The following is a 20,266-nucleotide window of genomic DNA, read 5'->3' as shown; positions in this document are numbered from 1 at the left end:
CGCTGGCGACCGGCGCGGCGATCGTCGGGCTGCCGACGCCGGCGGCGCTGGTCGCGGCCGCGACCGCCCCGGGCGGGCCGGCGGCCGGCGGCCGCGTGCTCGTGGTCCAGGACGCCCGCCGCCGCGAGCTGTTCCTGACGCTCGACGGCGACGCTCCGCAGGTGATCCCCGCCGCGGACCTCGACGCGGCGCTCGCCGCGCTCTCCGCCGCTCCCGCGGTGGCGGTCGGCGACGGCGCGATCACCCACCGCGACCAGCTCGAGGCGGCCGGGATCGAGGTCCCGGCCGACCCGCGCTGGCACGCCGTGGACGGCCTGGCGCTGGCCCGATCGGGGGCCGCGATGCCCGTCGGCTCCCCGGCCGACGTGCGACCGGTGTACGTTCGCGGAGCCGACGCGATCCCGACCAGCCAACGCCGGTGACTCCGCCCGTACCCAGCCCCTCCCCGGACCGACGACCGCCCGACGGCGCCCCTGCCGCGCGGCCCGGCACCACGCGGGGGACCGCGATCCAGCGGCTGACCTTCGCCGACCTGCCGCAGGTGCTGGCGATCGAGCGTCGCAGCTACCGCGCTCCGTGGTCGCTGGCGATGTTCGTGCTCGAGGTCGCCAAGCCGGGTGGCCTCTGCATCGTCGCGCGCTCGTTCGCGACCGGCGTCGAGCCGGTCGCCACGCGGCCGCTGGTCGGCTACGCGATCGTCAGCCGCTACGACGACGCGTTCCACGTAATGAACGTCTGCGTCGAGCCGAACCGCCGCCGCGAGGGGATCGCGCGGGCCCTGCTCGACCACGTGATCGCCGCCGCCGGCGGCGACCAGGCCCGCCTGACGCTCGAGGTCCGGCCGTCGAACGTCTCGGCCCGCGGCCTCTACGACACGCTCGGCTTCGTCTCCGTCGGGACCCGTCGCAACTACTACCGCGACGACGGCGAGGACGCCCTGATCATGTGGCGGACGCCGGCGACGCTCGAGGGCCGGCTGGACGACGTCCCCGGGGCCGAGGGCGCGACCGTCAACGGCTCCACCCGCCCGGCGCGCGCGTTCCCGGGCTCCCGCGGGCCGGTCCCGCCCGACGCCGACATCGGCGCGCCCGCGCCGCCGACCGGACCGGCCGGCCGATGATCCTCGCGATCGAGACCAGCTGCGACGACACCTGCGCCGCGGTCGTCGACGACGACGGCCGGACCCACGCCAACGTGATCTCCAGCCAGGGCATCCACGACGCCTACGGCGGGGTCGTGCCCGAGCTGGCCGCGCGCGCCCACGTCGAGCGCTGCGACCTGGTGGTGGCCGACGCCCTGCGAACCGCCGGCGTGACGCTCGACGCGATCGACCGGGTCGCCGTCACCCGGGGACCGGGCCTGGTCGGGGCGCTGCTCGTCGGCCTCCAGACCGCGAAGGCGATCGCCGTCGCCCGCGACCTGCCGCTGATCCCCGTCGACCACCTGCACGGCCACGTCCTGGCCTGCACGCTGCAGCCGCTCTCCTTCGAGCCGCCGTTCGTGGCGCTGGTGGCGTCGGGCGGCCACAGCTTCCTGGCCCGGGTCGAGGACCCCGACACGATCGAGGTCCTCGGCGGGACGCTCGACGACGCCGCCGGCGAGGCCGTCGACAAGGGCGCGCGCCTGCTGGGCCTGCCGTACCCAGGGGGCCCGCACCTGGAGCGGCTGGCCGCCGACGGCGATCCGACCGCGTTCGCGTTCCCGACCGGCGCCAAGGTGCGCGGGCTCGACTGCTCGTTCTCGGGCCTCAAGACGTCGCTGCTCTACCGGCTGCGCGACCTCGGCGAGGAGCAGGTCGCCGCTCGCCGCGCCGACCTCGCGGCGTCCTACCAGCGGGCGATCGTCGAGACACTGGCGGTGCGGGTCGAGCGCGCCCTGGAGCTGACCGGGATCGACCGGCTCGCGGTCGGCGGCGGGGTCGCCGCCAACGGCCCGCTGCGCGAGCGGCTCGCCGGGCTCGGCGCCGCGGTTGCGATCCCCGACCGGGCGCTCTGCACCGACAACGCGGCGATGATCGCGGCCGTTGCGCGCTTCCGGCCGGCCGTCGACGGCGACGAGCGGGCCTCGCTGGAGGCCTACGGCAACGGCCAGCGGCCGCCGATCGCCGCCTGAGCCCGGCCGCGGGCCGCGGGCGTCAGCCGGCGGTCGCGCTGGAGCGGGTCAGCTGCGACAGCGGCTTGGCGTCCTCGACGCCGGCCGGGCGCTCCGGGGCGGGCGCGGTGCCGTAGTCGCTGATCCGGATCGAGATCCTGGTCCGCGGCGCCGCCGCCGCGGCGGGGCCGAGGGTCTTGGACGGCTCGTAGTCCTCCTCGATCCGATAGGTCAGGCCCTGGTCGTCGACGCAGGCGCTGAGCGGGATCGCGGCGTTCTTCGGCGCCGACCGCATCAGCTGCTGCGCCGTCGGGTCGCGGACGTTCTCGATCGCGTCGGCGATCTTGACCTTGGCGTCGAACCAGCGGCATTCGTGGCCGCCGATCGTCTCCGTGTCGCGGACCGCGGTGATCGTGGCCTTCTGCAGCTGGCGGACCTGGCTCAGCGGGTCGCTGCTGCCGACCGGGTTGTCGGTCACGTACCAATCGCTGCTGCCGGGAGGCTGGATGTAGGCCTTGTCCTTCTCGCCGTAGGCCTTCAGCCGGGTCGAGCGGCCGCCGGTCTCGACGGTCTGGTCGAGCGCGCTGCGCATGCCGACCAGGTCGACGGTGCCGGTGGCGGTGCTCTTCGTCGGGCCGACATCGATCGTCAGCGCCATCCTCGCCGTCTTCGCCTTCGCCGAGCTGGCGGCCCCGCGCCCGAGCGCGGCGCGGATCGCGGCCTCGCCGCCGGCCGGCGCCCCGGCCGTGCCGCCGCTGCCGGGCGCGTCGGTGGTGGTCGGGCCGGTCGTGGCCGTCGTCGAGGCGGTGGTGGTGGCCGTCGAGCTGGTCGTGCTCGGATCGTCGTCGGAGCCGCAGCCGGCGGTCGTAGCGGCCAGCGCGGCGGTCAGCACGAGCGTTCCCAGCAGGGCGGCGGGCCGCCGGGGACGGGGGGACTGGTGGAGGCGTGGGGACATGCCGACAGCCTAGGTCGGTCGCCGCCCCTCGGCGAAGGACCCCGGCGGGGGAGCGGCATCCCCCGCCAGGTGGTGATCCGCGCAACAGCCGGACACGCTGCCCGGCCGGTCTGCGAGGATCGGACCGTGTCCGCCCCCGAGGTCGTCGTCTTCCTGCGCCCCGGCTGCCACCTGTGCGCCGACGCGCTCGACGACCTCGACGCGCTGCGGGCCCAGGAGCCGTTCACCGTCCGCACGGTCGACATCGAGCGCGACGACCGCCTGCACGCCCGCTACCTGGAGCGGATCCCGGTGATCGCGGTCGCGGGCGAGGAGCTCTGCGACTTCGCGGTCGACAGCGAGCGGGTCCTGACGGCGGTCCGCGACCTGCGCGAGCGGCTGGCCACCGCCAGCGGCGGGGCGCGCGCCGCGGCCGCCAGCCGCCCGGCGGCCACGCCGGCGCCGGCGGCGGCGGCGGTGACCGCGCGCCCGCCGGAGCGGCGGTTGGAGGCCGTCCCGCCGGAGCCCGCCGTCCCGGCGGTTGCGCCGCGTAGAATCGTCGCCCAGCCGATGAGCACCCTCGACGCCACCCCAGCCGCTGCGCTCGACCCCGACGAACCGGCGGCCGATCCGGTGCCCGAGGTCCGCCTCGGCGTCGGGCAGGCCGAGCGGCTCTCGCGCTACCTCCAGGTCCTGACGCAGGCCCGCAAGATGGGCCGGGCGACGATGAGCTCGCAGGAGCTCTCGGCCCACACCCATGTCAACAGCACCCAGATCCGCCGCGACCTGTCCGGCTTCGGGCGCTTCGGCAAGCGCGGCGTCGGCTACGACGTCGAGGAGCTGGTGACGAAGATCCGCGGGATCCTCCACACCAGCCAGCACGTCGGGATCGTGCTGCTCGGCGCGGGCCACCTCGGCCGCGCGATCGCCGGCAGCGACGTCTTCGGCGACCACGGCTTCGAGATCGTGGCGGTGCTCGACAACGACCCGGCCAAGATCGGGACGCCGATCGGCGACCTGCCGATCGGCGACGTTCGCCACCTCGGCGAGGTCGTCCGCGAGCACGAGGTCGTCGTCGGCGTGATCGCCTCGCCGGCCAAGGCCGCCCAGGGCCTCGCCGACGAGCTGGTCGAGGCCGGCGTGCAGATCATCTTCAACTACAGCGGCAGCCTGCTGCGAACGCCGGCGGAGGTCACGGTCCACACGTCGAGCCCGGCCGTCGACCTGCTCCACGCCCTCTACTACTACCTCGCGTAGCCAGATGCCCGACTTCGTGATCGCCGCCCGCCACGAGCCGGGGCCGGCCTGATGGGCGCCGACGCCGAGATCGACCTCGTCGCCGCCGAGGCCGCCTACGCCGCCGGCACCGACGGGACGGTCGGCCTGGAGGAGGAGTTCATGCTCCTCGACCCGGGCACGCTCGACCTCGTCACCCGCTTCGAGGAGCTGAAGGAGGTCGCCCTCGGCGACCCGCTGCTCGCGGAGTCGGTCGCCGGCGAGCTGATCCGGACCGAGATCGAGATCCGCTCGGGCAAGGGCCTGACCTTCGCCGACGCGCTCGACCGCCAGCGCGACCGCCGCTCGCGGCTGTTCGCGGCCGCCGACGGCCTCGGGATCGCCCTCGGGGCGACCGGCACGCACCCCTGGGACGACTACCGCCAGCAGGCGTTCATCGACACCGAGCACTACCGGCGGGTGGTCGACGGCCTGCGCTGGGTCGCCAAGCGCAACGCGACCTTCTCGCTCCACGTCCACGTCGGGATCCGCGACGCCGATCGCGCGATCGCGGTCTGCGACCGGCTGCGGCCGATCCTGCCGCTGCTGCTGGCGATCTCCGCCAACTCGCCGTTCGTGGACGGGCTCGACACCGGGCTGCACTCGATCCGCACCCAGACCTTCACCAAGTCGTTCCCGCGCTGCGGCGTGCCGGACCACTTCGGCTCGTGGCGCGCCTTCTGCGAGTACCTCGAGCTGCTGGTGAAGACCAACTCGGTGGTCGAGTACACCCAGGTCTGGTGGTCGGTCCGCCCGCACATCGCCTTCGGGACGGTCGAGATCCGGATCTGCGACGCCCAGAGCACGGCCGCCGAGTCCGAGGCGCTGGCCGCGCTGATCACCGCCTGCGCCCTGCAGGCCGCCCGCGACCACGACGAGGGCCGGCCGTTCACGCCGCTGACGGGGCGGCTGATCGAGGAGAACCTCTGGCGGGCGATCCGCGACGGGCGATCCGGGCGGCTGATCGACTGGGAGACGGCCTCCGAGTACCCGGCCGCGGCCGCGGCCGATCGGCTGCTGGCCTGGACCGCGCCGGTCCGCGGCGAGCTCGGCATCGAGCCGTCGTTCCCGGAGCAGAACGGCGCCGAGCGCCAGCGGCGTAGGGTGGAGGAGGGCGCGTCGCCGGCCGAGGCCTTCGCCGCGGCCGTCGCCGAGACCCGCGCCACCTATCCGTCACCCGTCGTCGTCAGCGCCGACAGTCCCGAGGAGCGCCCCGCATGAGCACGAACGACCCCTTCGCCGGCGCCGGCGGCCCCGGCCGCGAGCCGACCCAGGAGGAGCTGCTCGCCGCCTACGAGGAGCAGATCCGCAACGTCCGCGTCGAGGACGTGGTCGTGCAGTCGCTGGCGAGCCTGATCGAGCTCGGCGGTCGCCGAGCCGGTCTCGCGCCGGGCGCGCTCGGCGAGCGCGATCCCGCCCAGCTGCAGGTCGCGATCGAGGCGATCAAGGCGCTCCAGCCGGTCGCCGAGCCGCTTCTGGGGCCGAACGCGGCCCAGGTCCAGCAGGCCCTGTCGCAGCTGCAGATCGCCTACGCCAAGCTCGCCGAGGGCGGCGCGCCCGGCGAGGATCCGACCGGCCCGCTCGGGGCCGACGTCTCGCCCGCCGGTGCCGGCGGCGAGGACGCGGCGCCCGCGGCGCCGCAGCAGAAGCAGGAGCCGGGCCCGGTCGAGTCCGGCCGGCTCTGGATCCCCGGGCAGTGAGCTCCGGGCGCCGCTTGCGGAGGGTCGCGGCGGCGCTCGCATCGGCCGGGGGCGCGGCCCCGGCCGCCGGCGACGCCGGCACGCCGTAGACTGCCGCCTCGGCCATGGCCGAACGCCGACTCCACGGACTGCAGCGGGTCCTCGGGACCAACGCGCTCTTCTCGACCGCGTACGGGAACGTCGGGTCGTCGATCTACTACGCGCTCGGCCTAGTGGCGAGCTTCGCGCTCGGCCTGACGCCGATCGTCTTCATCATCACCGGCGTCATCTTCTACCTGACGGCCGCGACGTACGCCGAGGCGACCTCGATGTACCCCGAGGCCGGCGGATCGTCGAGCTTCGCGCGCCGCGCCTTCAACGAGTTCTGGTCGTTCTTCGCGGCGTGGGGCCAGATGCTCAACTACACGATCACGATCGCGATCAGCTCGTACTTCGTGCCGCACTACCTGGGCGGCCTGTGGGAGCCGATCGCCTTCCTCCGCCACGCGCCCGGCGACGTGGTCTTCGCGATCGCGGTGATCGGGGCGCTGGCGGCGATCAACGTCTTCGGCGCCAAGGAGTCGGCCGGGATCAACATCGCGCTGGCGGTCACCGACTTCCTGACCCAGGTGCTGCTGGTCGGCCTCGGCCTGTTCCTGGTCTTCAGCCCCGAGACGCTGGTCGACAACGTCAAGCTCGGGGTCGCGCCGGAGTGGAAGGACTTCTTCATCGCGATCCCGATCGGGATGGTCGCCTACACCGGGATCGAGACGATCTCGAACATGGCCGAGGAGGCCAAGGACGCCGGCACCACGGTGCCGGCGGCGATCAAGCGGGTGGTGATCGCGGTCTTCGCGATCTACGCCTTCCTGCCGATGGTCGCGCTCTCGGCGCTGCCGGTGACGAAGGGCGCCGACGGCACCTACAGCACGTTGCTGGGCCTGGGCGAGGACCAGGGCGGCTACGCCGGCGACCCGATCCTGGGCGTCGTCAAGCACATGGAGCTCGGGTTCCTGCAGGGCCCGGTCCAGGTCTACGTCGGCCTGCTGGCGGCGACGATCCTGTTCCTCGCGACCAACGCCGGCGTGATCGGGGTCTCGCGGCTCGTCTACTCGATGGGCATCCACCGCCAGCTGCCCGACCGGCTGCGGACGCTGCACCCCAGGTTCGGCACGCCGTGGGTCGGGATCCTGGTCTTCAGCGCCCTCGCCGCGCTGGCGGTGATCCCCGGCAAGGCCGACTTCCTGGGCAACATGTACGCGTTCGGGGCGATGCTGTCGTTCACGATCGCCCACATCGCGGTCGTGCGGCTGCGGATCAAGCACCCGGACTTCGACCGGCCGTATCGCGGCCCGGGCAACCTGCGGATCGGCGGCCGCTCGCTGCCGCTGTTTGCGATCGTCGGCGGGCTCGGCACCGGGATCGCGTTCGTCGTGGTCACCGGCCTGCACCCGTCGGTGGCGCTGGCCGGCGTCGGCTGGATGGTGACCGGCCTGGTCATCTACCCGCTCTACCGCCGCAACCAGGGCCTCGACCTCACGACGACCCACAAGATCGCCACGCCCGAGTCGGTCGTCGACCACGAGGCCGAGTACGAGTCGGTGATCGTCGCGCTGCTCGGCCTGCGCTATTCCAAGGGCGCGCTGACGACCGCGGCGACGGTCGCTGCCAAGCGCCGCCGCGGGATGTTCCTGCTGGTGCCGATCGTGGTCCCGGCGTCGTCCCCGATCGATGCCCGGCTGCCGGAGCAGGAGCGCGCGGCCGAGGCCCTGATCGAAGAGGCGCGGCTGCAGGTCGGCAGCCGCATCAGCGGACGCTGGGTGAAGGTCCGCGCCGGCCAGTTCGGCCGCGTCGTGGTCGAGCACGCGCGGACCACGAAGGCGCGGGCGATCGTGATGTCGATCCCGCCCAAGGCTCCGGTCGGCGGCATCAACCGCAGCATCGAGACGGTGATGGCCGAGCGCCCGTGCCGCGTGATCCTGCAGGCCGATCCGGAGGCGCTCCCGGTCGCGCAGCTCGGCGCCGAGACCGTCGGGAGCGGCTCGTGAACCGCGGACTCCACGGCGCCGCCACGATCGTCCTCTCGTCGATCGTCGCGCTGCTCGGCGTGGCGCTGATCGTGATCGCGCTGGTCGGCGGGGGCGGGCCGCTGGCGCGCGGCGTGCTGATCGGCGCGCTGTTCGTGATCGCCGGCGGCGGCCGCGCCTGGATCGCCTGGAAGGGGCCCGGCGACTGATGGGCAACGGCGCCGCCACCCGCCAGGCGATCGCCCACCGGGCCTTCGGATCGCCCGCCGTCTTCGCGGTCACCTACGCGTCGCTGGCCGGCGGGCTCTACCTGCTGCTCGGCCCGATCGCGGGGGCGGCGCTCGGCGCCACCCCGGCGGTGATGCTGGCCGCCGCGCTGCTCTTCGGCCTGGCCGTGATGACCTACGTCGAGGGGGCCTCGCTGCACCCCGAGCGGGGCGGATCGCCGACCTTCGCCCGCCACGCGCTCGACGAGGCATGGAGCTTCATCGCGGCCTGGGCGCTGCTGCTCGACTCGCTGCTGCTGACGGCGGCGGCGACGCTGGCGGCGACGAACTACCTGGAGGCGGTCTGGCAGGACGCGGCCGAGGGCTGGGTCGAGATGCTGATCGCGGCGGTGCTGCTGTCGGCGATCACGGTCCGCACGATCCGCGGCCACGCGCCGCGCCGGATGGGGCGGCTCTCGGCGCTCGTCGCCTTCGACCTGGTGCTGCAGGCGCTCGTCGTCGTGCTGGCCGTCGTCCTGCTGTCCGACCCGGGGTCGCTGACCGACGAGCTGGACCTCGGTCGCACCCCGGACCTGCAGGGCGTCCTCTTCGGCCTCGGCGCGGCGATGGTCGTCGTCACCGGCCTCGAGTCGGCGTCGGGCCTGGCCGGCGAGCTCTACGTCGGCCGGGCGGGGCTCAAGCGGCTGGTCGTCGCGCTGCCGCTGGTGATGCTGGTCCTCTACCCGGCGCTGGCGGTCGCCGGGCTGATGGCGCTGCCGGTCCACGACGGCACCACCCAGCTGGCCGACCGCTGGGTCGACGCCCCGATCCTGGGGATCGTCGACCAGCTCGACAACGGGGCCCTGCGCGACGTGCTCAAGGTCGTCGTCGGGATGGCCGGAGCGCTGACCCTGGTCGGGATGGCCCTGGCCTCGATGGGCAGCGCCAGCCGGATCACCTCGCACATGGCGCGCCACCGTCAGCTGCCCACGCGCGTCGGCCGGCTGCACCCGCGCTACGGCACGCCGTGGATGGTGATCGGGGCGACCGCGGCGATCGCCGCCGGCCTGGTCGCGGTCCGCGACATGGAGGCCCTGGTCGGGATGATGGCCTTCGGCGTGATGCTGGCGGTCACGATCGCCCACGTCTCGGTGATCCGCCTGCGGTTCACCGAGCCCGATTTGCGGCGGCCCTACCGGATCCCCTTCAACGTGCCGTTCCGGGGCCGCCAGCTGCCGGTGCCGGCGGTGATCGGGGCGGCGTTGAGCGCGCTGGTCTGGGTCTCGATCGTGATCTCGCACCCGGCGGCGCGCGCGGTCGGCCTGGCGTGGATGGCGATCGGCTTCGTCGGCTACGTGCTCTACCGCCGCTCGCGCGGGCTGCCGGTCCGCGGCCGCGTCGCCGTTCCCGAGCAGGCCCTCCGCCAGGACACCGGCGAGCAGCCGGCCTACGGCTCGATCCTCGTCCCGCTGCTGGGGACCGCCCTCGACGACGACGTCGTCCAGACCGCGGGCCGCCTGGCCGGCGGCGACGACGAGACCGACATCGAGGAGGGCTACGCGGTGATCGAGGCGGTCTGGATCCATGTGCTGCCGATGTCGCTGCCGATCGACGGCCCGCTGGCCGACGGGCGGATCAAGGAGGCCAAGCAGGCGCTCTCGCGGGCCAAGGCCGTCGGCGAGGAGTACGAGGGCGTGCGGGTGGCGACCTCGGCGGTCCGCGCGCGAGCGCTCGGCAAGGCGATCGTCGACGAGGCCGCCCGCCGCGGCTGCCAGGCGATCGTGATGGTCGCGCCGCCGCCGACAGGCCGCGCCCGCAGCGGTCGCGCCGGCGCCGCGCTCGGCGCTCGTGGTGGCCGCGGCGACGTGCTCAACGAGGCCAGCCGCTACGTGGTGGACAAGGCGCGCTGCCAGGTGATCCTGACGGCGCCGGCGCTCGACGAGACCGAGGCCGTGATGCGCAAGCGCCGCGAGGCAGCCGTCGGCCCGTCCGCCGACGGCGGCCTCACCGACGACGACGAGCGCTGGCTCGAGCAGCTCTGAGGCGCCAGCGGCGGGTTGGGGGGAGGCCCGTGGCAGGCGGGGTGGCGGGTTGCGGTGGGCGTGGCTCGGCGGGGCCGTCTGATCGCTATCTCGCCGCGTCGGCCGATCCGAGCCGGCGATCTACCGGGCGGGACCACCCGCCGCGCCACGCCGTCCCCGCCGACCGCCCCACCCCGCCGTCCCGCCGCCGCGCCCGCCGACCGCCCCGCCTGCCGCACCACTGCCGCCGATCGGCCCCAACGGCGGCCCGAACCCCTGGTTGCCGGCACGCCATCCTGACGTTACAGTTGAACACTTCATGGCAAAGTGTTCAGTGAGGCCTCGATGACCAGCACGCGCCCCGACCACGGCTATCCGGAGATCGCGTGGGCCGGCTGGGGGGACCCCGCCGACGCCGCGCCGCTGTCCGCGGCCTTGCGCGGGCTGCTCGCGCAGGCGCTCGGCGTCCACCGCGAGGGCACGCCGGTGCCCGCCCTCGACGCCGTCCGGCCGTCGCCCTCGACGCTGCCGGACGCGGCCCGCTCGGCGCTCGTGGCCGCGGTCGGCGCCGAGCACGTCCGCGAGGACGACGACGCCCGCCTGCGCCACACCCGCGGGCGCTCGACCCCGGACCTGCTGCGCCTGCGCGAGGGCGACGTCGGCGACGCCCCCGACGCGGTCGTCCTGCCCGACACGCACGACCAGGTGCTGGCGGTGCTTGCCGCGTGCGCGGCCGAGCGGGTGGCGGTGGTGCCCTTCGGCGGCGGCACGTCGGTCGTCGGCGGCCTCGAGCCGCAGCGGGAGGGCTTCGCCGCGGTGATCGCGCTCGACCTGCGGCGGATGGACCAGCTGGTCGCCGTCGACTCGATCTCGCGGACCGTGACGCTGGAGCCTGGCCTACGCGGGCCGGACGCCGAGGCGCTGGTCGCCGAGCACGGCTTCACGATCGGCCACCACCCGCAGTCGTTCCTGTGGGCGACGATCGGCGGCTTCGCGGCCGCGCGGTCGAGCGGACAGGCGTCGGCCGGCTACGGCCGCTTCGACGAGATCGTCGTCGGCCTGCGGGTCGCGACCCCGACCGGCACGCTCGACCTCGGGCGCGCGCCGAAGAGCGCCGCCGGGCCGGACCTGCGGCAGCTGGTGCTCGGCTCCGAGGGCGCCTTCGGCGTGATCACCGGGGTCACCGTCGCGGTCCAGCCGCAGCCCGCCGAGCGGGTCTACGACGGCTGGCGCTTCCCCTCGTTCGCCGAGGGGACGGCGGCTTTGCGGCGGCTGGTCCAGGATGGCCCGCGGCCGACGGTCCTGCGGCTCTCGGACGAGGTCGAGACCGCGCTCAACCTGGCGCGCCCCGACGAGGTCGGCCAGGACGGCGCCTCGGGCGGGGTGCTGGCGATCGTCGGCTTCGAGGGCACGTCGGCGAACGTCGGCGAGCGCCGGGCGGCCGCCGAGGCGGTGCTGCGCGAGCTCGGAGGCACCCCCGACGCGGACGCCGGCCCGGCCTGGGAGCACGGGCGCTACAAGGGCCCCTACCTGCGCGACGCGCTGCTCGACGCCGGCGCCCTGGTCGAGACCCTGGAGACCACGACCTTCTGGTCGAACCTGCCCGCGCTCTACCAGGCGGTCGGCGACGCGCTGCGCGAGTCGCTGAGCGCCCAGGGCACGCCGCCGGTCGTCCTGGCCCACGTCTCGCACGTCTACCCGACCGGGGCCTCGCTCTACTTCACCGTCGCCTGCGCCCAGCTCGACGACCCGCTCGCCCAGTGGCGACGGGCGAAGGCCGCGGCGAACGACGCGATCGTCGCGACCGGCGGCTCGATCAGCCACCACCACGGCGTCGGGATCGACCACCGCGAGGCGCTGGCCCGCGAGATCGGCCCGCTCGGCGTCGCGCTGCTGCGGGCGGCCAAGGACGCGGTCGACCCGACCGGGATCCTCAACCCCGGCGTGCTGGTGGCCCCGGCGCCATGAGCGCGCGACGACTGCACGTCCTCTGCAACCCGACGGCCGGCGGCGGGCGCGGCGCCCGGGCCCTGGCCGCGGTCGAGGCCGCGCTGCGGGGGCGCAGGATCGAGGTCCGCGTCGAGCGCAGCGACTCGCACGACCACGCCGTCGAGCTGGCTCGCACGGCGGCCGCGACCGGTGCCGAGGTGGTGGCCTTCGGCGGCGACGGGATGGTGCGGCTGGTCGCCCACGAGGTCCGCTCCAGCGACGCCACCCTCGGCATCCTTCCCGGCGGTCGCGGCAACGACTTCGCCGCCCGGCTCGGGATCCCGCGCGACCCGGTCGCCGCCTGCGCGCTGCTGGCCGACGGCGCGACCCGCACGATCGACGTCGGCGACGCCGACGGCCAGACGTTCGTCGGCGTCGCGTCGATCGGGCTCGAATCCGAGGTCACGCGGCTGGCCAACGCGGCGCCGCGGATCGGCGGCCGGGCGGTCTACGCGGGCGCGATGGTCGTCGGCCTGGCCCGCTGGCGTCCGGCGCGCTTCGAGCTGGTCGTCGACGGCGCGCCGCACCGCTTCACCGGCTTCCTGGCGGCGGCGGCCAACTCCGGCCGCTTCGGCGGCGGGATGCGGATCGCGCCCGACGCGCGGCTGGACGACGGGCTGCTCGACCTGATCGTGATCGAGCACGGATCCCGCGCGCGCTTCCTGCGCAACGCCCCGAAGGTCTTCGCGGGCAGCCACGTCCACGAGCGCGACGTCCAGGTGCTGCGCGCGAGCGAGATCCGGATGGAGGCCGACCGGCCGTTCGACGTCTACGCCGACGGCGACCCGATCGCGCGGACCCCGGCGATCGTGCGGGCCGTGCCGGCGGCGATCCGGGTGATCTCGCCGCCGTGATCTTGACGCCTTCTCCAATGTTCTAATATTCTTTGGAATATGGAGAAGAAGAATGAGGTCGACGAGGGCTCCTGGAGCCACCTGTTCCACCGCGGGCACCGTGCCGCCGTCACGGTCCTCGCCGGTGGGGTCGCGCTCTATGCGATCAACGTCTACCTGACCACCAGCCTGCTGCCGAACGCCGTCGACGAGATCGGCGGCTTCGAGCTGTACGCCTGGACGATGACCGTCTTCCTGGTGGCGTCGGTCTTCACCTCGATGCTCGTCAGCCAGGCGCTCGTCCGCTACGGCGCGCGGGCGTCCTACGGGATCGGCCTGCTGCTGTTCTCGGTCGGCAGCGTCGTCGCGGCGGCCGCGCCGACGATGACCGTGCTGCTGGTCGGCCGCGCGCTCCAGGGGCTCGGCGGCGGCCTGCTCGCCGGGCTCGGCTTCGCCGTCGTGCGAACGGCGCTGCCGGCCAGCCTCTGGCAGCGGGCGATCGCGCTGATGTCCGCGATGTGGGGCGTCGGCAACGTGATCGGCCCGCTGCTGGGCGGGCTGTTCGCCGAGATCGGGCTCTGGCGCGGGGCGTTCGTGCTGCTGACCGTCGCCGCTATCGGGATCGGGATCCTCGCCTGGCGATCGCTGCCCGCGGCGCCGGCGGCGTCCGGCGGGGAGCCGGTTCCGTGGACGGCGCTGGTGCTGCTGGCCGCCGGCGCCGCCGCCGTCAGCGTCTCCTCGGTCGTCGACGGCAGCGCGCTGATCGCGGTGCTGCTGGCGGTCGCGGTCGCGCTCGTGATCGGCTTCGTGCTGCGCGAGCGGCGCGCGCCGGTCCGGGTGCTGCCCGAGATCACCTACCGCGGCGGCTCGAAGCTGCGCTGGATCTACCTCTCGATCGCGGTGCTCGCCGTCGGCTCGACGATCGAGACCTTCCTGCCGCTGTTCGGCCAGCGGCTGGGGTCGCTCTCGCCGCTCGCAGCCGGGCTGCTCGGCGCGTCGCTGTCGTGGGGCTGGAGCATCGCCGCGATCCTCAACGGCGGCGTGACCGATCCGCGGGCGAAGGACCTTTACCGGGTCGCCGGCCCGGTCGTCCTGGCGGCCGGGCTCGTGGGCTACACCGCGCTCCAGACCCCCGACCCCGACACGCTGCGGATCGTGCTCTGGTTCGCGACGCTGATCGTCGCCGGGACCGGGATCGGGATGGCCTTCGCGCACTGGGTGCCGGCGGCGATGGGCATCAGCCCGGACCCGGACGAGGCGAGCAAGGCCGCGGCCGGCGTCAACACCGTGCAGCTGATCGCCAACGCCTTCGGGTCGGCCGTGGCCGGCGTGCTGGTGACCGTCGGCGGGGCGGGCGGGGCCGGGATCCTCGGATCGGCGCATCTGCTCGGCTACGGTTACGCGACGGTCGCCCTGCTCGGCACCGCCGTCGCGGTACGCGGGATCGCTCGCCGCGACCGCCGGCAGCCGATGGGGGAGCCCGCCTACGCGACGAGGGACCAACGGTGAGCGACTCCTCCTACGACGAACTCGACGACGCCGGCGTCTACGCCCAGCTCGCGCGGCTGGGCAAGGCGCTGTCGAACCCGCTGCGGATCCGGCTGCTCGACCTGCTGGAGCAGGGCGAGCACACGGTCGAGGAGCTGGCCGTGGCCGCACGGGCGCCGGTCAAGAACACCTCGGCCCAGCTGCAGCAGCTGCGCGCCGTCCAGCTCGTCGCCACCCGTCGCGAGGGCGTGCGGATCCACTACCGGCTCGCCGACCCGGCGGTCTCCGGGTTCCTGGGCAGCTTCGAGCGCTTCGCCGGCGAGCGGGTGGCCGAGATGCGCAGCGAGCTGGAGCAGCTCTACGCCCAGCCGGGCGGGATGGAGCGGATCGGGATCGCGGAGCTGGAGCGGCGGATGCGGGACGGCCAGACGGTGCTCGTCGACGTCCGGCCGGCCGAGGAGTTCGCGAAGGGCCACTTGCCGGGCGCGATCTCGATGCCGCTCGAGGACCTGCGCCGGCGGATCGACGAGCTGCCGGCGGACGCGGCGGTGGTCGCCTACTGCGAGGGTCCCTACTGCTTCGGCTCCGGCCACGCCGTCGCGATGCTGGCCGAAGCCGGGCACGACGCGGTCCGGATCGACGGCGGGGTCGCCAGCTGGGTCCGCGCCGGCCGCGAGCTCGACGGCGTCGCCGGCTGACGCGGGACGCGCTCCGGAAACGCCGCTCCGGCTAGGGTCGCGGTCATGATCGACTGGGGCATCGGCGAGTACGAGCTGACCGCGGCGCAGCTGGCGCCGGCGGCCGAGCGGGCCGTCGCGGCGGCGGCGATCGCGCCCGGCGACCGGGTCCTCGACGTCGCCTGCGGGACCGGCAACGGGGCGCTGCTGGCGGCCGCCGCGGGCGCGACCACGACCGGCGTCGACTCGGCCGCGCGGCTGCTGGAGGTCGCCGCCGAGCGGGCCGCCGCGGCCGGCGCCGACGCCAGCTGGCTGGTGGGGGAGGCGGCCGCGCTGCCGGTCGCCGACGCCAGCTTCGACGCCGTGCTCTCGGTCTTCGGCGTGATCTTCGCCCGGCCGCCGGCGCCCGCCGTCGCCGAGCTGGTCCGCGCAACCGCGCCCGGTGGCCGGATCGTCCTCACCAGCTGGACGGCCGAGGGCTCGGTCGCGGCGGCGGGCCGGGTGGTCCACGAGGCGATGGCCGCCGCCGCGCCCGGGATCGCCAGCGGTCCGGCGCCGCGCGACTGGGGCGATCCGGCGGTCGTCCGCGAGCTGTTCGGCGCCCACGGGATCGAGCCCGCGATCGAGCCGGTCGAGCTGGCCTTCGAGGCGGCGTCGCCCGAGGCGTTCGCCGACGACTGGCTCGACCGGCATCCGATGTGGCTGACCGCCCGCGACGAGCTCGGGGCGGAGCGCTACGCCGCGCTGCGCGCGCCGCTGATCGACGCGCTGCGGGCCGGCAACGAGGACCCGGACGGCTTCCGCGCGACCAGCCGCTACCTGCTGGTGCGGGCCGACGTGGGTTGAGCCCGTGCCCCGGCCGGGCGGGCGGTCGCCCGTGGTCGCGCGGCATCCCGCTTCCAGCGCGCTATGGTGCCGCCCCGTATGTTCGTGCTCATCGTCGGGGCGGGTCGCGTTGGAGCGGCCGTCGCACAGTCGATGCTCGCCCAGGGGCATGAGGTCTCGGTTCTCGACGAGGACCCCCTCAGCCACGAGCGGCTCGACGCAGGACTGTCCACCTCGTGGGAGGAGGCCGGTGGTCGCTTCACCGTCGGCCAGGGGATCGAGGTCGAGGCGCTCCGCGAGGCCGGGGTCTCCGACGCCGATGTCTTCATCGCCTCGACCGACGGCGACAACACGAACCTCGTGATCGCCCAGGTCGCCCAGAAGAAGTTCGGGGTCGGCACCGTGATCGCCCGCGTGATGGACCCTGCCCGCGCGACCTGGTTCGCCGAGCAGGGCGTGCGCACGATCTGCCCGACGCTCGAGGCGATCAGCATGTTCGAGACCGCGCTGGGCGAGGTGGCCTGATGTACGTCGTGATCGCCGGCGGCGGCAAGGTCGGCTGGAACCTCGCGCGGGAGCTGATCGAGAAGGGCCACGAGGTGACCCTGATCGAGCAGACGCGCACCCGCTACCTGACGATCGAGGAGGAGCTCGAGCACGCCGTCCAGTACGGCGACTCGACCGAGATGTGGGTGCTCGAGCGCGCCGGCATCCAGCGCGCCGAGCTGGTCGTCGCGGTCACCGGCGACGACGAGGACAACATCCTCATCTGCCAGATGGCGCGCGAGAAGTACGACGTCCAGCGGACGATCGCCCGCGTCAACAACCCGCGCAACCGCGAGCTGTTCGAGCTGCTCGGCGTCTCGCCGGTGGTCTCGGCGACCGACCTGATCCTGCGGCTGATCGAGCACGAGGTGCCGAGCTTCGGGCTCGTCCACCTGCTGGACCTGCACGCCGAGCGGCTGGAGATCGTCGAGGTCGAGGTCACCGCCGGCGCGCCGGCGGCCGACTCACGGGTCGCCGACGTCGCGATGCCGGACGGCTCGCTGATCATCTCGGTGCTGCGGCAGGGGACCGGCTTCGTGCCCAAGCCCGATACGGTGATCGAGGTCGGCGACGAGGTCCTGGTCGTGCTCGATCCGGGCCTCGAGGCGGGCATCACGAGCCTCTTCGCGACGCCCGCCTGAGCGTCGCCGGCGGGCCCGGGGGAGACGGCGCGCCGCGCGCCGGATCGCTAAACTTCGTCGTCCGCGTTGCCCTCATTGCGGAATGGTGTAATTGGCAACACACTGGTTTCTGGTACCAGCATTCTAGGTTCGAGTCCTAGTTCCGCAGCCTTCGCGAAGCCCCCGTCCCGACGGGGGCTTCGTCGTTCCAGAGCCGTCGGCGTTGACAGGTCGCCGGTCGGCGAACTAGGGTCACCGTGCTTGGTGGTGCCATCCGTCGTTGGTCTGACGTGCGCCGCCGGAGGGGGACGCCGCGGTGCCGGGTCGCGGAGTCACGACGCTGATCCGCCCGGCGCATCGGAGGGACCATGGGGGACATGACGGTGGGCGATCAGGGACGACGTGCGCGACGCGCGCGGACGGCGAGGCGGGCATCCGTGCTCGCGCTCGCGGCGGCGACCTGCGGCTTCGCGGCCAGTGCGGCCCAGGCCGCGCCGACGCCGTCGCAGCTGCAGCACGCGGTCTCGCAGCTGACGGCGAAGAAGGCTCCGGCCAAGACCGGCAAGGCGGCGGCGGCCGCCGCCGACGCCTGGACGAAGCCGTTCGACTGCCAGACGCGGTACCCGGGAGCGGTGCTCTGCTTCCAGCTGCAGACGACGACCGGCAAGGCCCAGGTCGGCAGCTTCAAGGCGTCGCTGGACACGTCGCCGATCGTGCTGGCGGGCGGCCTCGACGGCAGCCTCAACCCGCTTCCGGGCGCGCCCGGCGGCGGCGGTGGCGGTGGCGGCGGGGGCTTCCCGACCGTCGACGTCCCGGGTGGGGTGACCGGGATCCAGCCGCTCCAGCAGCTGCTCGACGCGCTCTCGCTCGGCGGGCTGACGGGGGTCAAGGCGGCCTTCGCGCCGGTCGGCGCTCCCGGCTTCGGCTTCGACCTGGGGACCGGTGAGATCGGTGCCTCGCTGCAGCTCTACGTCAAGGTGCAGAGCCTGCTGCTGGGCAACGACTGCTCGATCGGCACCGCGAAGCGGCCGATCTCGCTGAGCCCGAAGGGCGGCATCGACGGGCTCGACCTGCAGGCCGACCACATCACGTTGGCGCTCCACCTGGACGACGACACGTTCACCGTTCCGGGGGCCACCAACTGCGGTCCGCTCGGGCTCGGAGGCCTGCTGACGGGCGCGAAGCTGAACCTGCTCGACGCGATCATCAACAACCAGCTCGGCCTGCCGGCCGGCGCCGGTCGCAACCACCTCAACCTGAAGGCGAACCTCGTCCTCTTCCCGTGAGGACCTGAGGGATCCGGGGCGGCGGGCACGACGCTCGCCGCCCCACCTTCGTCGCATCGGGGCCCCGGGGGAGCTCCGCCGTCGCTCGTGACGCCTGTCGCACGCCGCTCGTGCGCTCCGTTGCACGACGATCGTGCGGTTGGTCTCGACCGGGGTCCAGGCCGTACGCTCGCTGCATGGCCTGGAACATCGTCATCGCCGGAGGGGGCTTCGGAGGGCTCGAAGCCGCTCGCAAGCTGGAGCGGCTGCTGCCCCGTCACAGCGCCCGCCTGACGCTCGTCTCGGACCAGAACTTCATGCTCTACACGCCGCTGCTGCCGGGCGCGGCGGCTGGCACGCTGGAGCCACGGCACGCGGTCGTCCCGCTGCGCGAGCAGCTGCGCGACACCGACGTGCGGCTGGGATCGGTCAGCGGGGCCGACCCGCAGCGCAAGGTCCTGCAGATGACGACCGGCGACGGGCGCGAGCTGGAGCTGCCCTACGACCAGCTGATCGTCGCCGTCGGCTCGGTCTCGCGGACGCTGCCGATCCCGGGCTTGGCCGAGCACGCCGTCGGGATGAAGACGCTGCCCGAGGCGATCGCGCTGCGCAACCGGCTGCTCCAGAGCCTCGAGGTCGCCGAGGGGATCGACGATCCGGCCGCCCGCGAGGCGTGGCTGACCTTCGTCTTCGTCGGGGCCGGCTACGCCGGGCTCGAGGGCCTGGCCGAGCTGCAGGACTTCGCCACCGATCTGCTGGACCGCTACCCGCGCTGCCGGGTCCAGGGCGTGCGGTTCGTGCTGGTCGAGGCGCGCGACCGGGTGATGCCCGAGATCCCCGAGTCGCTGGCCAGCTTCGCCACCGACGAGCTGCAGGCGCGCGGGATCGAGATCCGGACCGGCACCACGATCGACGCGATCACCGAGTCGACGGCGACGCTGGCCGGTGGCGAGGTCGTCCCGACCCGCACCGTCGTCTGGACCGCCGGGGTCAAGCCGAGCCCGGTCGTCCAGCGGCTCGGGCTGCCGCTGCACGAGCAGAGCGGCCGGATCGTGGTCGAGCGGACGCTCCGCGTGCCCGGCGTCGACGGGGTCTGGGCGATCGGCGACGCCGCCCACGTCCCCGATCCCCGCGACCTGACCAAGCCGGCGCCGCCGACCGCCCAGCACGCGATCCGCCAGGGCCGCAAGGTGGCGCAGAACGTCGCCGGCGCGCTGTCCGGCAGCCGCCCGAAGGACTTCCGCTACAAGACGCTCGGCGTCTTCGTCGACCTCGGCCGTGGCAAGGCGGTCGCCTCGACGCTCGGGCTGCGCTGGAGCGGGGTCCCGGCCTGGTTCCTGGCCCGTACCTATCACCTGCTCTCGATGCCGGGCCTGACCCGCAAGATCCGGCTGGTCGCGGACTGGACCGTCGGGCTCTTCTTCGGCCGCGACGGCTCCGAGCTGGGCCGACTCGGCCACCCGGGACGGCTCGACACGCCGGACCGGATCGCCCTGGAGCGCGACGCGGCCGCCGCGGAGCGTGACGTGGAGCCGCCTGCGAAGACGTGACCCCGTGGCGGGCTCCGGCTGCCTGTGGCGTGCGTGGTCCGCTGCGGGTGGCGGGCGTGGTCCGCGGGGGGTGCTCTCGGTCGCTCGTGGGCTCGGTTGGGGTGGCGTGCGTGGTCCGCGGGGGTGGGGTGCGTCCTCGATCGCTCGTGGGCTCGGTTGGGGTGGTGTGCGTGGTCCGCGGGGGTGCGGTGCGTCCTCGATCGCTCGCGGCCAAGTGGGGTTGGTGCTTCGGTCTTCGTG

At 74.3% G+C, this 20,266-nt stretch carries 18 protein-coding genes, 1 tRNA gene and 1 pseudogene; 19 read left to right on the top strand and 1 reads right to left on the bottom strand.

Annotated features, from left to right (window positions below; genetic code table 11):
- From PAI11_RS27640 to tsaD, 3 genes and pseudogenes are all read left to right on the top strand, one after another.
- A pseudogene (locus PAI11_RS27640) lies at positions 1–422 on the top strand (hypothetical protein); the annotation flags it as partial.
- Positions 419–1,120 carry a ribosomal protein S18-alanine N-acetyltransferase gene (rimI, locus tag PAI11_RS27635; RefSeq protein ID WP_007578998.1) on the top strand — a complete coding sequence of 234 codons (702 nt, stop codon included), beginning with the start codon at positions 419–421 and terminating at the stop codon, positions 1,118–1,120. The pseudogene PAI11_RS27640 and the gene rimI, both read left to right, overlap by 4 nt.
- Positions 1,117–2,112, top strand: coding sequence for a tRNA (adenosine(37)-N6)-threonylcarbamoyltransferase complex transferase subunit TsaD (gene tsaD, locus PAI11_RS22355; protein WP_007578997.1), 996 nt, complete (start codon positions 1,117–1,119; stop codon positions 2,110–2,112). Before rimI ends, tsaD begins: the two co-directional genes overlap by 4 nt.
- A gap of 22 nt (positions 2,113–2,134) precedes the next feature.
- Here the strand turns inward: tsaD and PAI11_RS27630 are convergent, their stop codons facing one another.
- Complete coding sequence (locus tag PAI11_RS27630; protein ID WP_040601408.1) at positions 2,135–3,046, bottom strand: hypothetical protein; 912 nt, start codon at positions 3,044–3,046, stop codon at positions 2,135–2,137.
- A 126-nt stretch (positions 3,047–3,172) separates the two neighbouring features.
- Between PAI11_RS27630 and PAI11_RS27625 the strand changes: the two genes are divergently transcribed.
- The 16 genes from PAI11_RS27625 (at position 3,173) to PAI11_RS22270 (ending at position 20,026) form a co-directional block, all read left to right on the top strand.
- Positions 3,173–4,282 (top strand): redox-sensing transcriptional repressor Rex, encoded by a 1,110-nt coding sequence (locus tag PAI11_RS27625; RefSeq protein ID WP_007578992.1) that lies wholly within the window; start codon positions 3,173–3,175, stop codon positions 4,280–4,282.
- Positions 4,283–4,333: 51 nt separating this feature from the next.
- The gene (locus PAI11_RS22340) at positions 4,334–5,521 is read left to right on the top strand and encodes a carboxylate-amine ligase (RefSeq protein ID WP_007578990.1); all 1,188 of its coding nucleotides are present in this window, start codon (positions 4,334–4,336) and stop codon (positions 5,519–5,521) included.
- Entirely contained in the window at positions 5,518–6,000 is a 483-nt protein-coding gene (locus tag PAI11_RS22335) for a hypothetical protein (RefSeq protein WP_007578988.1), read from the top strand. The genes PAI11_RS22340 and PAI11_RS22335 overlap by 4 nt, the downstream gene beginning before the upstream one ends.
- Before the next feature lie 104 nt (positions 6,001–6,104).
- Positions 6,105–8,027, top strand: a complete 1,923-nt coding sequence (locus tag PAI11_RS22330) for an APC family permease (RefSeq protein ID WP_007578986.1) — start codon at positions 6,105–6,107, stop codon at positions 8,025–8,027.
- The gene (locus tag PAI11_RS22325; RefSeq protein ID WP_007578985.1) at positions 8,024–8,215 is read left to right on the top strand and encodes a hypothetical protein; all 192 of its coding nucleotides are present in this window, start codon (positions 8,024–8,026) and stop codon (positions 8,213–8,215) included. The genes PAI11_RS22330 and PAI11_RS22325 overlap by 4 nt, the downstream gene beginning before the upstream one ends.
- Positions 8,215–10,254 carry a universal stress protein gene (locus tag PAI11_RS22320; RefSeq protein ID WP_007578983.1) on the top strand — a complete coding sequence of 680 codons (2,040 nt, stop codon included), beginning with the start codon at positions 8,215–8,217 and terminating at the stop codon, positions 10,252–10,254. Before PAI11_RS22325 ends, PAI11_RS22320 begins: the two co-directional genes overlap by 1 nt.
- Before the next feature lie 324 nt (positions 10,255–10,578).
- Positions 10,579–12,201 (top strand): FAD-binding oxidoreductase, encoded by a 1,623-nt coding sequence (locus PAI11_RS22315; RefSeq protein ID WP_007578980.1) that lies wholly within the window; start codon positions 10,579–10,581, stop codon positions 12,199–12,201.
- Positions 12,198–13,076, top strand: coding sequence for a diacylglycerol/lipid kinase family protein (locus PAI11_RS22310; protein WP_007578978.1), 879 nt, complete (start codon positions 12,198–12,200; stop codon positions 13,074–13,076). The genes PAI11_RS22315 and PAI11_RS22310 overlap by 4 nt, the downstream gene beginning before the upstream one ends.
- Before the next feature lie 39 nt (positions 13,077–13,115).
- Complete coding sequence (locus tag PAI11_RS22305) at positions 13,116–14,564, top strand: MFS transporter (protein WP_007578977.1); 1,449 nt, start codon at positions 13,116–13,118, stop codon at positions 14,562–14,564.
- Positions 14,561–15,241, top strand: a complete 681-nt coding sequence (locus PAI11_RS22300) for an ArsR/SmtB family transcription factor (RefSeq protein WP_007578974.1) — start codon at positions 14,561–14,563, stop codon at positions 15,239–15,241. The genes PAI11_RS22305 and PAI11_RS22300 overlap by 4 nt, the downstream gene beginning before the upstream one ends.
- Before the next feature lie 45 nt (positions 15,242–15,286).
- Entirely contained in the window at positions 15,287–16,066 is a 780-nt protein-coding gene (locus PAI11_RS22295) for a class I SAM-dependent methyltransferase (RefSeq protein WP_007578972.1), read from the top strand.
- 78 nt (positions 16,067–16,144) lie between these two features.
- Positions 16,145–16,570 carry a potassium channel family protein gene (locus PAI11_RS22290; protein WP_040601406.1) on the top strand — a complete coding sequence of 142 codons (426 nt, stop codon included), beginning with the start codon at positions 16,145–16,147 and terminating at the stop codon, positions 16,568–16,570.
- Positions 16,570–17,232, top strand: coding sequence for a potassium channel family protein (locus PAI11_RS22285; protein ID WP_050897360.1), 663 nt, complete (start codon positions 16,570–16,572; stop codon positions 17,230–17,232). Before PAI11_RS22290 ends, PAI11_RS22285 begins: the two co-directional genes overlap by 1 nt.
- Before the next feature lie 76 nt (positions 17,233–17,308).
- Positions 17,309–17,380: transfer RNA gene (locus PAI11_RS22280), tRNA-Gln, on the top strand.
- 268 nt (positions 17,381–17,648) lie between these two features.
- On the top strand, positions 17,649–18,497 hold the full coding sequence (locus tag PAI11_RS22275; RefSeq protein WP_007578970.1) for a hypothetical protein: 849 nt from the start codon (positions 17,649–17,651) through the stop codon (positions 18,495–18,497).
- 176 nt (positions 18,498–18,673) lie between these two features.
- Positions 18,674–20,026 (top strand): NAD(P)/FAD-dependent oxidoreductase, encoded by a 1,353-nt coding sequence (locus PAI11_RS22270; RefSeq protein ID WP_007578969.1) that lies wholly within the window; start codon positions 18,674–18,676, stop codon positions 20,024–20,026.
- The last annotated feature ends 240 nt before the right edge of the window (positions 20,027–20,266 follow it).

This window comes from Patulibacter medicamentivorans (assembly GCF_000240225.1).
In the GTDB taxonomy this organism is placed as follows: domain Bacteria; phylum Actinomycetota; class Thermoleophilia; order Solirubrobacterales; family Solirubrobacteraceae; genus Patulibacter; species Patulibacter medicamentivorans.
Note: the sequence above shows the minus strand (reverse complement) of the source record. Positions and strands in the feature narration are given on the sequence as shown.

Coding starts and splice junctions, on each gene's coding strand:
- tsaD (WP_007578997.1), top strand. CDS start 1,117: ATGATCCTCGCGATCGAGACCAGCTGCGACGACACCTGCGCCGCGGTC.
- PAI11_RS27630 (WP_040601408.1), bottom strand. CDS start 3,046: ATGTCCCCACGCCTCCACCAGTCCCCCCGTCCCCGGCGGCCCGCCGCC.
- PAI11_RS22340 (WP_007578990.1), top strand. CDS start 4,334: ATGGGCGCCGACGCCGAGATCGACCTCGTCGCCGCCGAGGCCGCCTAC.
- PAI11_RS22335 (WP_007578988.1), top strand. CDS start 5,518: ATGAGCACGAACGACCCCTTCGCCGGCGCCGGCGGCCCCGGCCGCGAG.
- PAI11_RS22330 (WP_007578986.1), top strand. CDS start 6,105: ATGGCCGAACGCCGACTCCACGGACTGCAGCGGGTCCTCGGGACCAAC.
- PAI11_RS22320 (WP_007578983.1), top strand. CDS start 8,215: ATGGGCAACGGCGCCGCCACCCGCCAGGCGATCGCCCACCGGGCCTTC.
- PAI11_RS22315 (WP_007578980.1), top strand. CDS start 10,579: ATGACCAGCACGCGCCCCGACCACGGCTATCCGGAGATCGCGTGGGCC.
- PAI11_RS22310 (WP_007578978.1), top strand. CDS start 12,198: ATGAGCGCGCGACGACTGCACGTCCTCTGCAACCCGACGGCCGGCGGC.
- PAI11_RS22305 (WP_007578977.1), top strand. CDS start 13,116: ATGGAGAAGAAGAATGAGGTCGACGAGGGCTCCTGGAGCCACCTGTTC.
- PAI11_RS22295 (WP_007578972.1), top strand. CDS start 15,287: ATGATCGACTGGGGCATCGGCGAGTACGAGCTGACCGCGGCGCAGCTG.
- PAI11_RS22290 (WP_040601406.1), top strand. CDS start 16,145: ATGTTCGTGCTCATCGTCGGGGCGGGTCGCGTTGGAGCGGCCGTCGCA.
- PAI11_RS22285 (WP_050897360.1), top strand. CDS start 16,570: ATGTACGTCGTGATCGCCGGCGGCGGCAAGGTCGGCTGGAACCTCGCG.
- PAI11_RS22270 (WP_007578969.1), top strand. CDS start 18,674: ATGGCCTGGAACATCGTCATCGCCGGAGGGGGCTTCGGAGGGCTCGAA.